This is a genomic window from Nonomuraea sp. CA-141351, from assembly GCF_050944675.1.
Classification (GTDB): Bacteria; Actinomycetota; Actinomycetes; order Streptosporangiales; family Streptosporangiaceae; genus Nonomuraea.
On sequence record NZ_CP191982.1, the window covers coordinates 7,016,336 to 7,030,110 of the forward strand.

General features: G+C 70.4%; 7 protein-coding genes. 5 read left to right on the plus strand and 2 right to left on the minus strand.

What is annotated here, in order from left to right; genetic code table 11:
• The first annotated feature begins 297 nt into the window (after positions 1–297).
• Both ACQPWU_RS33205 and ACQPWU_RS33210 read left to right on the plus strand, forming a co-directional pair.
• The gene (locus ACQPWU_RS33205; protein ID WP_433428743.1) at positions 298–918 is read left to right on the plus strand and encodes a hypothetical protein; all 621 of its coding nucleotides are present in this window, start codon (positions 298–300) and stop codon (positions 916–918) included.
• Between the two features lies 1 nt (position 919).
• Complete coding sequence (locus ACQPWU_RS33210; protein WP_433428745.1) at positions 920–1,057, plus strand: aldo/keto reductase; 138 nt, start codon at positions 920–922, stop codon at positions 1,055–1,057.
• 277 nt (positions 1,058–1,334) lie between these two features.
• On the opposite strand, the gene ACQPWU_RS33215 is transcribed toward ACQPWU_RS33210, so the two are convergent.
• Positions 1,335–4,499, minus strand: a complete 3,165-nt coding sequence (locus ACQPWU_RS33215) for a choice-of-anchor P family protein (protein WP_433428748.1) — start codon at positions 4,497–4,499, stop codon at positions 1,335–1,337.
• A gap of 487 nt (positions 4,500–4,986) precedes the next feature.
• Here ACQPWU_RS33215 and ACQPWU_RS33220 point away from each other — a divergent pair, with 487 nt between their 5' ends.
• Together ACQPWU_RS33220 and ACQPWU_RS33225 are read left to right on the plus strand one after the other, a co-directional pair.
• On the plus strand, positions 4,987–6,417 hold the full coding sequence (locus ACQPWU_RS33220; protein ID WP_433428751.1) for an FAD-dependent monooxygenase: 1,431 nt from the start codon (positions 4,987–4,989) through the stop codon (positions 6,415–6,417).
• Positions 6,418–6,621: 204 nt separating this feature from the next.
• On the plus strand, positions 6,622–7,923 hold the full coding sequence (locus ACQPWU_RS33225) for an SGNH/GDSL hydrolase family protein (protein ID WP_433428753.1): 1,302 nt from the start codon (positions 6,622–6,624) through the stop codon (positions 7,921–7,923).
• A gap of 3 nt (positions 7,924–7,926) precedes the next feature.
• Here ACQPWU_RS33225 and ACQPWU_RS33230 read toward each other — a convergent pair whose 3' ends face one another.
• Complete coding sequence (locus ACQPWU_RS33230) at positions 7,927–11,175, minus strand: BTAD domain-containing putative transcriptional regulator (RefSeq protein ID WP_433428756.1); 3,249 nt, start codon at positions 11,173–11,175, stop codon at positions 7,927–7,929.
• Between the two features lie 549 nt (positions 11,176–11,724).
• Here ACQPWU_RS33230 and ACQPWU_RS33235 point away from each other — a divergent pair.
• Positions 11,725–13,773, plus strand: coding sequence for a hypothetical protein (locus tag ACQPWU_RS33235; protein WP_433428759.1), 2,049 nt, complete (start codon positions 11,725–11,727; stop codon positions 13,771–13,773).
• The last annotated feature ends 2 nt before the right edge of the window (positions 13,774–13,775 follow it).

A 13,775-nucleotide genomic window follows, 5' to 3' on the forward strand; every position in this document is an offset into this window, starting at 1 on the left:
CGCCGTACGGGATCACGGGGCGCTCGCGAGGCGTTGCCTACCGATCCGATCCATCCAGATCGGGCTGCTGGGGAAGCGGTGCGACGTTGATGAGATGGACGGGTGGACGCCGGGGATCACCGAACTTGTGCACGAGACAGCGTGCGATGTCAGGGCGTCGCGGGAGTGGGCGCCGCCGCGCCGCCTGCAGACTCCCCTCGGCGGTCACCTCAAAGAGCGTGCCGGGAGGCGGGCCTGCGGCGTCGCCCTGAGAAATTCGAGTGCGCCAGGGGTGCAGCCCGGTGTTGCATGAATCGGATGATCGACGAACCGCTGGAACGGCTCCGCGCCGCCGCACGAGGCACCCGTGAACTGGCCCTGACCCGGGCGGCCACCGGCCTGGGCCACGAGGACGCCGACGACGACGTCGGCACGATCGGCACGGACGCTGCCCTCGGGTTCGACCCGTTCCCTCTGCTCGAAGCCCTCCACCACAGCGGCGTCCGGGTCGTGGTGATCGGGCAGGTCGCCGGCATCATGCATGGATCCACCGAACTGACCGGCGATCTGGACCTGCTCTGGGACGGCTCCCCGGCCCACGCCCCAGCCCTGGCGACCGCCTTCACCTCCGTCAACGCCCAACTCGCCGACGAAACGGGCAACCCCGTAGCAACTCACCCGGATTCCTTTCTCCGCCCCAAAGTGCAGTTCACCTCACCCGGAGCCGGCGGCGACTGCTGCACCCCGGCGCTCCCCTGGGGGACCCTTCAAGTCCGAGAGTGCCTCGAACGCGCGATCACCGCAGTCGACCCGGGCGGCCTGGAAGTTCACTACGTCTCCAGAAAAGACCTGATCCAGATGCGTCGCGCCATAGGCCGCCCCAAGGACCTCCGCCGAGCAGACGAACTGGACTCGTCCACCTCGGACCGCCGAGGTTGACGTGGCCCCGGCCTGGCTGCCGGCCCGATCTCCGAACATCCTGCTGATTCCCGGCACCGGCTCGCTGGAGCACCTGGAGGAGAACTTCGCCGCCGGCACGCTGAGGCTGAGCAAGGAAGACATCGCGGAGCTCGGGTGAGCTGAATCCCGCCCATCGAGCGACAACCAACGCTGTGGCGACACACCGAGCACGTTCCTGCGACACCTGTTCACCGTTACCCGCGGCGAGGACACGCTCCCGGTGGATGCCACGTGACCACAGCGCTACATGCGATGCTTCCCGTCCGGCGTGCAGGAATTACCGCTCGGTTTCTGGACCGGCATCCTCACTACTGTCTCGTGCGCGCCGGCGTCGCCAGGATGAACGCGTGAACTCTGACCCGCAGGCAGGGCCAGAGTTCACGCCTCACGGATGGTTATGGACAGTTGTGGACGTCGCTCCTGGCCGACGACACCACGACGTCGGCGACGCCGGGGGCGCTGATGTGCATGGCGTTGACCTGCATCCCGTCCGACGCTCCCGGCACCGGGGTCTGCTCGTTCAGGGTGATGGTCAGGGCCCCCGCGTGGATGACGCTGTTGGGGGCGATCGTGCCGGCCGTCTGGGACACGCCGCCGATGGTCAGCGTCCCGAGGGTGACCGTGCCCGACGAGTCGGCCGTGTAGGCGCCGATGTGGCAGGTGCTGACCGAAGTCGCGCGGACCTCGGTGGCCCGGATGACCGGAAGCCCCGGCAGGCCCACCGTGACCACGCCGGTTGTGGCCTGGCCGGTCGACACGCCGCCGCCGGTCACCACACTCCCCGTCAGCCCGGTGGCACCGGCCAGCAGCAGGTTGACCGAGGCCGCCGTCTTCTGCCTGGTCGACGCGGCCGAAGTGGAGACCTCGCCGGTGTCGGCCACGATGGTCTGCGCGAGCAGCGCCGGCTTCAGCGACAGCGCGTACGAGTGGCCCGTGTAGTAGAGCAGTTTCGCCGTGCCGGCGGCGTCGGAGGGCAGGTAGCAGCCGTCGGCGGCGAAGGTGGCCGTCAGCGGGGTGCTGGTGGCCGTCGCGGGCTGGGCCACACTGGGGATCACGCACTGCGCGACGCCACTGGCATCGGTGACCGCCGTGCATGACTGGGCCGTCGCGCCGCTGCCGAGCGTCAAGGTGACCGTACGGTCGCTGACGGGGTTGGCCTTGGCGTCGGTGAGAGTGGCGCGCAGGGTGGCGGGGGAGTCGTTCGCGACGTTGGCCGGGCCGTTGATCACCAGGTTGGTCGTCACCAGCACCGTGGTGTCGGCCTTTGCGGTGTCGTTGGCGGAGTTGGGGTCGGGTCCGGCGAGGTTGTCGACGACCGCCGTGGCGGTGATCGTGCAGCCGGCGCCTGTGTGGACGACGTCGTCGGGGACCTGCGCCCTGATGGTGAACGTCTTGGCCGCGTTCCAGGTCAGCTCGTCAAGGACGCAGTGCACTTTCAGCCCGGTGTGGTCGCAGGGGATGCTGCTGCCCGCGTAGGTCACCTCGGCGGGCAGGGTGACGTCCACCTGGGGCGAACTGGCCGGGTTGGGGCCGTGGTTGGTGGCGGTGACCGTCCAGGTCAGTCTCTGGCCGCCGCGTACCGGATCGGGGCTGCCGGTGATGGTCACGCCGAGGTCGGTGGTGTTGAGGTCGACCCAGCCCTGCTCCAGCTCGTCCCGCGTCGGCAGGTCCGGGTCATCCAGCGGCTGGGGATCGGGCGGCGGTTCGTCGCTCGCCTGCCGCGGCAGGCCGCGGAAGCCGGTGTACGGGATGGAGACCGCGACCTTCGCCCAGTCGTTGAAGCCTTGCAGGGTGTCGGCGCTTGAGGTGTTCGTCGCGCAGTTGCGCGGGCGGCCGTTAGGGCCGGCGGTGTTGATGTTCACGGCCGGGACGACCGGATTCTGTACGTTCGGGCCGTCGCCGCTCCAGTCAGGGTTGCGGTTGAGGTCCTCGGTGACCTTGCGGCCCTGGACTCCCGGCGTGCCCGGCAGCTGGTCGCGTCCGTTGACGAACACGAAGCGGTTGCGCGGGTCGGTGGAGTCGAGCGCGGCGCCCTCATTGAGGGCTGTCTCAACGAGCTGCCCGGGCACCTTGCCGCGGGAGGAGCCGTTGAGCGCGATCCGCGGCGGCGAGTAGTCGAGGATGCGGCCGCCGCCGACACGCGGGATGCCGCCTTGCAGGTCGTAGTTGAGCACGCTCACGTAGTTGGGCTTGCAGTTGACGGTCTCGAATCCGCCGTGCTCCAGGCCGAGGGTGTGGCCCAGTTCGTGCAGCAGCGTCCCGCCGTCGTGGTTGTATTCGACGAAGGATCGCTTGTTGGTGCTCGTCTGCCCGCCGATGATGCACGTGGCGGCCTTCGAGGTGCTGATCGCGTAGCGGAAGACACCCCGTCGTACGGCCGCGAAGTTGGTGGTGTTGTTGACCGCCGCCCGGAATGTGCTGTCGACGCCGCAGTTGTTCAGCGCGCCGACGACACCGCCGCCGCCGAGGTTGTCGCCCACCAGGCAGGTCCGGTCGCCGGTGTCGGTGGCCGCGCACATGGTGCCGGACGGGTCCTCGGCGCTGCCATCCAGGTACTTGCAGTCGCTGTCGGCGCCGTCGATCCGGCCGTCGCCGCCGTTGTCGATGCCGTCCGCGCATGTGCCGGTCGCCGCACCCTTACGCGCGGTCGTGTCGACCAGTGGCCCGGTATCGACCCACAGATGGATGCCGTCGACCCCGTCCGGGTTCGTCACCGGCGCCGCGTTCATGGCCGCCTTCATAGCCAGGATGTCGGCCTTGGTCGGCTGTTGCCCGGTGGTGAAGTCGAGCTCGAGGAAGATGTCCTTGTGCCGCGGGTTGGCGCCGAACGCCGGCAGGTCGAGCGCCATCGAGCCGTCGGGATTGCGGATCCCGTTGAGCTCGGCCAGGTCGCTCAGCCCGTCGCCGTCGCTGTCGCTGCTGCTGGTCACCGTGGAGGAGACGGTGAAACCGATCCGGGTCGCCGCGCCGTCGTTGACGTCCGGGAAGTCCTCGTCACCGTCGCCCGTTGCGCAGCTCTGGCCCTCCGGGGTCGCGCCGCGGAAGCACGGCACGCCCCAGGTGAGGTCGTCGGAGGATGTCCACCGGTCGGTGACGATGTCGTAGCTGAGGTCGACGTCGACGTTGCGGTCCTTGGGGCTCACGTCCACATGGTCGTCGCCACCGTTGCCGCCGCTGTCGTAGTCCCAGATCTGGATCACGACGGGGACGGTGGTGTTGTTGCCCGACAGGGTCACGTTCTTGGAGAAGACCCAGCCGTTCGGCGCTTCCGGGGTGCCTTTCGGCTCGAATTCGTCGTCCTCGATGCGCGGACTGCGCGGGAAGGTCTCGCCGTCGATGCTGACGACCGAATAGAAGTCCCCGGTGCCATCCGGACTTTCGATCTGCTTGAGATAGTCCACGCTCACCGTGACTGTCACGCCCGTGTCCGCGCTGGCCGGACTGCTCAACGCCACCATCGACGTGAGGAGAGCCGCCGTGGCCGCGCCCGCGGCCGTCCATCGCCTTCGTCTTAACAGGACCTCCCAGGCCTTCCAGGCGGGGAGGAGGAAACGACACATGACAGGTCTCCCATCGTGACAGGGCGCATTTGCGCGGGCGGCTGGACGTCATCCAGCATCCGATGTCCCGTTGGGTGAGCACATGAGTACCTCATGCTCAGATTCGCCGATCTGCGGCCAGCCGCCCAGAAAGTAGGACTCATCCACCAGAGCGGACCAGGCGCAAGATCCAATTGCGATGCGCAAACAGCTCAGGCGACCAAATCCCGGCACCAGCACCTGGGTAGCCCCGGCCGCTACGTCCAACTCGGCGAACGAACCCCTGCCCAGGTCACCGCAGACGCCCGCCGACAGCCCCGCTGACCTCCTGCTCGACTGAACAGCGGCCCGCCGTGGCGATGTCAGGCGATCTAGCTGGTCAGCCGCGTGCAGGGCGATAAGCCAGTGGCCTGCCAGCAGCATGTGCGGGCGATGCCAGAGGGCCGCTGCAGTCTGCATGTCGAGGGCGGAGCCTGCAAGGCCCGGTCCGAGACGAAAGGACGGAGACATGAGCGATCTTGTGGTGCACGACGTCGTCATTGTCGGCGCCGGCCCGGTCGGCCTTTTCCTCGCAATCGAGCTCGAGATCGCGGGCGTGAAGCCGCTCGTGCTGGAGCGGCTCGTGGAGCCCGACCGCGGGATCAAGGCCGCCGCAATCGGCGCGGTGGGAGTCGAGGCGCTGGAGCGACGCGGGTTCGCGCCTGCGCTGGATGAGGAAGAAGTGACGATGCCGATGACGAAGGCGGCGCGTGCCGGATCCGGACCGGTGAAGAAGCCGGGCGGCCATTTTTCCGCGTTGTTCGTGATTGACCAGGATCTTCAGCGCGACCCGGAGCGCCACAGCCGTATGGTGCCGCAGGAGGCGCTCGAGAGGATGCTGACCGCGCGCGCGAGCGAGCTCGGGATCGAGATCCGTCGCGGCGTTGTGGTGGAAGATTTCGAGCAGGACGACGACGGCGTGACCGTGCGGACGAGCGCGGGCCCGCTGAGCGCGAAGTACCTGGTCGGCTGCGACGGTGGCCGGAGCCGCGTCCGCAAGGTCGCCGGCTTCGAGTTCCCCGGCACGGATCCGACCATCACCGGCTATCAGGCTCTCGTCGAGTTCGATGCGCCCGAGAAGCTCGTGAAGGGTTGGCAGCGAACGCCGCGCGGCCTCATCACGTCGATCCCGGGGCGTGTCTTCACGGCGGAGTTCGACGGCCCGCCGCCGGATCGGGATGCGCCGATCACGCAGGTCGAGGTCGAAGCGTCGATCCAGCGCGTGAGCGGCACCGACGTCAAGATCCTTTCGATGTCGAAGGCGACGCGCTGGACCGATAACGCGCGGCAGGCTACGACCTACCGTATGGGCCGCGTCCTTCTCGCCGGCGACGCCGCGCACGTCCACTCACCCTTTGGCGGTCAAGGCTTGAACCTCGGTCTCGTCGACGCCGCCAACCTTGGTTGGAAGCTTGCCGCGGCGGTGAAGGGGCGCGATCATCTCCTCGACTCCTACACCGCCGAGCGCCATTGCGTCGGTGCGCGCGTCCTGGAAAACACCCGCGCGCAAGTCGCGCTGGTACGTCCTGATCCGCTCACGAGCGCGCTCCGCACCATCGTGAGCGACCTGATCAAGCTGCCCGAAGGCAATCGCCACATCGGCGAGATGCTCTCGGGTGCCGGCATTCGTTACGACCTCGGCGACGACGACCCGCTCGTCGGCACGCTCGCGAAGGACCGGCTCCTCACGCTCGCCGACGGCAGCGAAGAGCGGCTCTACGCGCTGATGGAGAAAGGCGGCGGCCTGTTCGTCTCGCCTTCGGAACGGTCGCTCCCGCGAAACGTGCACCATGCACACACCAAGGAAGGCACGTCGATGCTGATCCGTCCCGACGGCTGCATCGCGTGGACAGACGCGTCGTCCAAGTCACTCGACGAGGCGCTCGCGCGCTGGTTCTGAATGAGAGCGCCGTGCCCGTCGCCGCGCCGCCATCCGGCGGCACCTCGGGCACGAGGCGGCCGCAGCGGCGCGGGCCGGCTCCGAGGGCCTGTGCCGCCCATCCCCCCGAGGCGGTAGACGGGAAATACTTCGACCGCCGGGCCCGGACGGAAACATCGATCCGCAATATGACCACGAGCCATTTCAATTTGTGAGGTTGGGTCCATGGACGAGGTCCGCGAAAGCATAAGGACAAGCCCTGCAAACCAGGGAAACTGGATCGCCACCTGGGGCACGGCGCAGCAGCTGGCGCAGCCCGCCGAGCCCGGTGGAGGGCCGCAGATGCCGGGTCCTCCGGACGACGCTCCTCTGGCCGGTGCGCCGGACGCCGACGCGGCGGCACAGGATTTCACGCCCCAGCCGGCCGAACCGCCGGCCGCGCCGACGAAGGTCAGCGCGCAGACCGTGCGCATGGTGGCGCGTGCCACCGTGGGCGGCACGGCCGTGCGTGTCGCGCTGTCGAACTCCTTCGGTTACGCGCCGGTGCGCATCGATGCCGCGCAGATCGCGCGGCACGACAGCGGCGCGGCGATCCGCGCGGGCAGCACGCGCGAACTGACCTTCGGCGGGCGCGATGCGGTGGTGTTGCCGACGGGCGCGCAGATCTACAGCGATCCCATCGAGTACGACGTGCCCGCGCAGACCGATCTGGTCGTTTCGCTGTACATCCCCGGCGAGAACGTCATTCCCACGACGCACGAGGTCGGACTGCGCACGGCGTGGCTCGCACCGGGCAACCAGGCCGCCACGCGGAGCCTGCATGACGCCACCGGGTTTCAGTCCTATTTGTGGCTCGCCGGCATCGACGTGCTGGCGCAGCCCACGGCCGCCACCATCGTCGCCTTCGGCGATTCCATCACCGATGGCGCCGGCACCACGCCCGATGCGGACACGCCGTGGCCTTCGTTGCTGGCGCGCCGGCTGGCCGCGCAGCAGGACCTGCCGCCGCGCGCGGTGATCAACATGGGTATCGCCGGCAACCGCGTCCTGCGCGAGACCGACGGCTTCGGCGCCAGCGCGCTGGCGCGCTTCGACCGCGACGTGCTGGCCCGGCCCGGCGTGCGCTGGGTGGTGTTGTCCGAGGGAGGCAACGACATCTGCTTCGGCTACATGCCGGGCATGCCGGAGAGCGAGCGGGCGACGGCGGAGGACATCATCGCCGGCTACCGCCTGCTGATCGGCCGCACGCATCTGCACGGCCTGCGGATCATCGGCTGCACGCTGACGCAATTCGGCGGCACGTTCGTCTTTACGGCGGAGGGCGAGCGCATGCGCCAGGACGTGAACCGCTGGATCCGCAGCAGCGGTGAGTTCGACGCGGTGGTCGATCTGGACGCGGCCACCCGTGACCCGGCCGCACCGACGAAGCTGCGCGCCGAGTTCGATTCCGGCGACAACATCCATCCGAACGACGCGGGCAACAAGGCGATCGCCGAGGCCTTCGACCTGGAGCTGTTCCGGGGATAGGGCTTACGCCTGCACCGGGCCGTCCAGCTCCCGGCGCAGGCGCGCCGGATCGACCTGGAGCGAGGCCGTCTTCCCGTCCAGCTGCCAGCCATCCTGGTATGCCGCGTCGAAGACGTCCTCGCCCAGCGCCGCGCGGCCGCGGGCGACCATCTCCTGGATCTGCCGGTCGCTGAGGTCGTGGGTGCCGCGCAGCCGGGCCGCCGCGCCGAGCAGCAGGGCCACGTCCCGGTGCCGCCCCTGCAGCCCGGCCAGCTCGGCCTCGGCCACCGCGACCATCGCCATGATCGGCAGGTCCCGGTTCTCCAGGGCCGCCCCGTACGCCCGGGCCAGCGCCGCCTCGGCGCCCTCGGCGTCGCCCCGCCGCACGCACAGCAAGGCCCGCGCCGAGCTGACGATCGCCCGCCCGTGGGCGCCGCCGGCCGGGGACTCGCCGGCCATCTCCGCCTCGGCCGCCTCGATGCGGGCCTGCGCGCGGTCCGGGTCGCCGAGTCGTAGCCACATGCCGGCCTCGAGAGCGGTGACGATGACGACCAGCTCGGGCGACGCCGATCGCCCCGCCCGCTCGCGGACCGCCTCGAGCATCGCCCTCGCTCGGGCGTCCTCGCCCCGCCGCAGGCAGAGGTCGATCCAGCGCACGTCGAGGAAGATCTCGTCGGCCAGGCTCAGCGAGCCGAATTGCTGCGCCTGTGCCCGGGCCTCGCGAAGGTCCGCCAACGCGCCGTCGAGGTCCCCGTCGTACTGCCGCAGCAGCGCGCGCATCGGCAGCGCGGCGGCCAGGCCCCAGCGGTCGCCGGCCCGGCCGAAGGCGTCGAGCGCGGCGGCCACGTCGGCGCGTACCTGGTCGAGGTCGCCTTCGTTCTCGGCGAACGAGGCCCGGAACATGTGGGCCAGCCCGGACAGCCAGACGTCGGGGCCGTCGACGAGATGCTGAACCAAGGCGAGCGACGCCTCGTGCTCCCGCAGGAAGTGGAGCGTGATCGCGGCCAGCACGCCGGCGAACCCGGGCAGCGACGGGTGGGCGAGCAGGCGATCGGCCAGGGCCCGCAGCGCGGATTCGTTCTCGTGCAGGCCCTCGACGGTCAGCGGGGAGCGGGCGTTGATGCGGCTGAGCAGGAGGACTGCCTCGGCGGTGTCGCGGTCCAGCGTGTGCCTCGCGGCAGGTAGCGCCAGCGCCTCCCCCTGCCAGTACGCCGCTTCGGCATGCCGGCCGAGTATCTGCCAGTACCAGGAGAGGTCCATGGCGAGCGTGACGGCCGCGGTGGCGTTGCCGGTGTCGCACAGGTGGCGCAGGGCGGCGAGCGCGTTGTCGTACTCGGTGCGCATCACGCGCAGCGCGGCGAGCTGATCGGGGCCGCGCAGCAGCGGCTCCTCGCGGGCGACCAGGTCGGCCAGGTAGCGGGCGGCGAGATCCCGGACGGCGTCGAGCGCGCCCCGGTCGGCGAGCCGCTCGATCCCGTACTCGCGCAGGGTCTCGAGCATCCGGTAGCGGCCCGCGTCGGGCGCCAGATGCAGCAGCGACTTGTCGATCAGGGCGGCGAGCAGCTCGGGGACCTCGCCCGGGAGCACCGCGGTGCCGGCGCAGACCGCGGCGGCCGACTCCTGCGTCACGCCGCCGGGCAGGACCGAGACCCGCTCGGCCACCGTACGCTCGTTCTCGCCGAGCAGATCCCAGCTCCAGGCGATGACCGCGCGCAGCGTGCGGTGCCGCGGCGACGCGGCCCGGCTGCCTGTGGTGAGCAGCCGGAACCGGTCGGACAGCCCGGCGGCGAGCTCGACCAGCGACAGGGTCCGCAGCCGGGCCGCGGCCAGCTCCAGCGCCAGCGGCAGGCCGTCCAGGCCGCGCACCAGCCGGACCACGTCTGCGCGTGTCTGCTCGTCGATGTCGAAGCCGGGGCGCACCGCCGCGGCCCGTTCGGTGAACAGGCGTACCGCCGCGCTGCGGCGGATGTCCTCGAGGTCGTCGCCGGGGCCCGGCAGCTCCAGCGGGCCGAGCGGGACCAGCGCCTCGCCGTCGATCGCGAGCGGCTCGCGGCTGGTCGCCAGCACCCGCAGCCCGGCGCAGCGCGGCAGCAGCGCTGCGATCAGGTGCGCGACGGCGTCGATCAGGTGCTCGCAGTTGTCCACCACGAGCAGGCTCTCCCGGCCGTTGAGCTGGTCGGCGAGCACGTCCAGCTCGCTGCCCTCGCCTCGCATCCGGCCGGAGGCCTCGAAGAGCGCGGCGCCGCGCAGCCCGATTGCGGCCAGCATCGCCGCACCGGCCTTTGCCGGCTCGGTGACCGCAGCCAGGTCGACCAGCCAGGTGCCGTCGCGGTACTCGTGGCGGTGGCGGCGGCCCGCCTCGACCGCGAGCCGGGTCTTGCCTGCCCCGCCCGGCCCGACCACCGTGACGAGGCGCCCGCGGGCGAGCAGCGTGTCGATCCGGGCGAGGTCGTCGTCGCGCCCGATGAAGCTGGTCAGGGCAGCGGGCAGATTACTCGCGGGCTCCTCCCGCTGCGCCTCGTGAGCGGGAGGCGGCGACTGCAGCAGGCGCAGGTGACGCTCGCGCAGGGCGGCGCCGGGGTCGGCGCCGAGCCGGTCGGCGAGGGTCTCGCGCACCCGCTCATACAGGTCGAGGGCGTCGGCCTGGCGGCCCTGGGCGGCCAGCGCGTCCATCTGCAGCGCGGCCACCCGCTCGTCCGCCGGGTGCTCGGCGAGCAGGGCGCTCAGCCGGGTGACGGCGTCGTCGGCGCGGCCCAGCGCCAGCTCCGCCTCGGCCAGATCCGCGCCCGCCTCTACCGCGGTGCACGCCAGCCGCGTCGCGACCGCCGGGGCGACCGCGGCGATCACCGACGGTTCGCCCCAGAGCGCGACCGCCTCGCCCAGCAGCCCGGCCGCCTCCCGGGGATCGCCGGCCCGGAGCCGGTCACGGCCGTGCGCGGCCAGCCGCTCGAACCGCAGCGCGTCAACGTCGTCATCCGTGACGCCGAGGCGGTAGCCGTCCTCGGACTGAGTGACCGCGCCGGCCTCGTCGAGCAGCCGGCGCAGCCGGGAGACCAGCGACTGCAGCGCGTTCGCCGGGTCGGCCGGGAGCTCCTGCGGCCACAGCGCATCGACCAGGACGCCTGTTTCGACCGGCCGGCCGCCGGCCAGCGCCAGCCGCGCGATCAGGCCGCGGAGCCGGGCGCCGGGAACGGCCACCACGGCGTCGCCGCGGCACACCTCGAGGGTGCCGAGCAGCCTCACCCTCAGGCGCGTCTCCTCGTTCCCGTGCACCGCCCCATCCTCCCGCGTACGGCCCGCAAGCCCCAACCCGCCCCTCCAGCGTGCGCAGGCCGTCAGCACCCGCGTCGGGGACCCGGCCCGCCAGGCCGCGGCCCGGCGGGGTCCGGAAAGAGATCGTGGCCGATGCGCACGACCGGACGCGGCACCGCCGGAGCGTCCAGATGGCGCGGTCGTTCCCGTGCGGCAGTGTGGGCCGCTTTGCATAAGGGGCAGCGGGAACGAGGGTCGGAAGCCGCGGCTGGGAGAGTCCGGCCTCACCCGGCTATGGTGCTCCGGCCCACCAATCGCCCGAAGGCGATGCCGGTCCGGGGTGGGCGTCGGCCGGTCCACCACTTCGTCGGTCAACGGGTGGGCTGTTGCCGGCCCGCCTACTGGTCGCTCGTCGGACATTTGCTGGTAACAACCTGGTAACAGGGTCTTTTCCTGGGCTATGTGAGCGGTCACACTCATGCCACAAGGAAATGTGACCGGTCACATCTAGCACCTCCACGTCCCCCAAGTGCGCGAAAACGTCCCAGCGCGCAAGGAGGTTGTCCCGTCATGAGGAGGAAAAATGCCTGGTCAGCGGTGCCGACGGTGGTCATGGTGACCGCCGCCGTGCATGCCGCCCCCGTCCAGGCCGCGTTCCAGCTCGTCGTCGACCTCGCCTCACAGACCGGCGCGCTTCGCTACGGCGCCACCGGCTTCCTGTACGGACTGGGCGAGGAGGGCATCCCGAACGAGACCATGCTTGCCGCCCTCAAGCCCCAGGTCACCGCCCAGAAGGCCCCCGACGGCCTGCAGCACCCGAACGGTGACGCGCTCAAGATCGCCCCCATGTTCAAGCGCGCGGGCGGCCGCGAGATCCAGATCTACATGCAGGACATCTACAAGCAGTGGCCGTACGAGAACCTCGGCATCGACGACTACCTGGCCAAGGTGGACACGATGGTCAGGAAGGTCGTCGCCGACCCGTACCGCACCTCGTACGTGTACGTCCCCTTCAACGAGCCCGACCAGATCTGGTACGGCGGCAACCTGACCGGCTTCATGAACGACTACAGGACCGTCTACCGCCGGATCCGCTCGCTCGACCCCGGCGCCCGCATCGCCGGCCCCAACTTCGCGAGCTACCGCTCGGCCGACATGCGCACGTTCATGCAGTTCGCGCGGGACAACAGCGTGCTGCCCGACGTCACCACCTGGCACGAGCTGGGCAACGACTTCTTCACGAGCTGGCAGACGCACTACTCCGACTACCGGGCGATCGAGTCGAGCCTCGGCATATCCGCCAGAGCCATCACGATCAACGAGTACGGCAGGTCGTCGGGCGACCTGGGTGTGCCGGGCAATCTGGTGCAGTTCGTGGCCAAGTTCGAGAACAGCAAGGTCGACGGCTGCCTGGCGTACTGGACGACGGCCGGCGGGCTGAACGACCTGGTCACCAGGAACAACCAGGCGACCGGCGGCTGGTGGCTGTACAAGTGGTACGGCGAGCTGACCGGCAACACCGTGGCCGTCACCCCGCCGGCCGCGGGCGGCTCGCTCCAGGGCCTCGCCGCGTTCGACCAGACCAAGAAGCAGGCCAGGGTGATCTTCGGCGGCAACAACCCGGCCAGCGGCACGTACGATACGAACCTGGTCGTCAAGGGCATCCCGAGCGCCCTGGGCACCACGGTCCACGCCACCGTCCGGGGCGTGGACGACACCGGGCTGAACCCCTCTTCCGGCCCGTACAAGCTCACCGACACGAACTTCACCCCCACGAGCGGCCAGATCACGATCCCGCTGACGGGCCTGAAGGGCGCCTCGGCGTACCACGTGATCGTGACCCCGGCCAAGGCGGCGACCGGCGGCTCCCGCTATGAGGCCGAGTACGCCGCCCTGTCCGGGTCGATCACGTACGGCCCGGTCTCCTACGTGGACGGCGGCACCAAGTTCGTGGTCACGGCGCCCACGGACGGCTACTACAACGTCGGCCTGCGCTACTCGGCTCAGGCCTCCCGCGTGGTCAGGCTGCGGCTCAACGGCTCCGACCTGACCGACGTCACGCTGCCCGCCGCGCAGGACTGGACCACGGCGACCGTCAAGGTGTTCCTGACAGCGGGGATCAACCGCCTCGAGGTGGGCACGGCCCTGCTGGACTACATCGACGTGGCATCGTCGTCCGGCACGATCACCGCGTACGAGGCCGAGGCCGGCGCCAACACGCTGGGCGGCGCCGCCAAGGTCGCCTCCAACTCGGCCGCCTCGGGCGGCCGGTACGTCGGCTTCATCGGCGCCGGCGCGGCCAACACGCTGCGCTTCAACAACGTCACCGTCCCGTCGGCGGGCCGCTACCGCATGGTCGTCACGTACGCCAACGGCGAGCTGGGCGATGGCGCAACCAACTACAACACCAACATCGTCGACCGCTACGCCGACATCTCCGTCAACGGCGGCTCAGCCATCCGGCACTACTTCCGGAACACGCTGGGCTGGTCGAACTACCGCACCACTGTGGTGGACGTCACGCTGGCCGCCGGAGCGAACACGATCACGTTCGGCAACGCCTCCAGCCGCTACGCACCCGACATCGACCGCATCCAGATCGCCGCACCACTCGGCTAGAA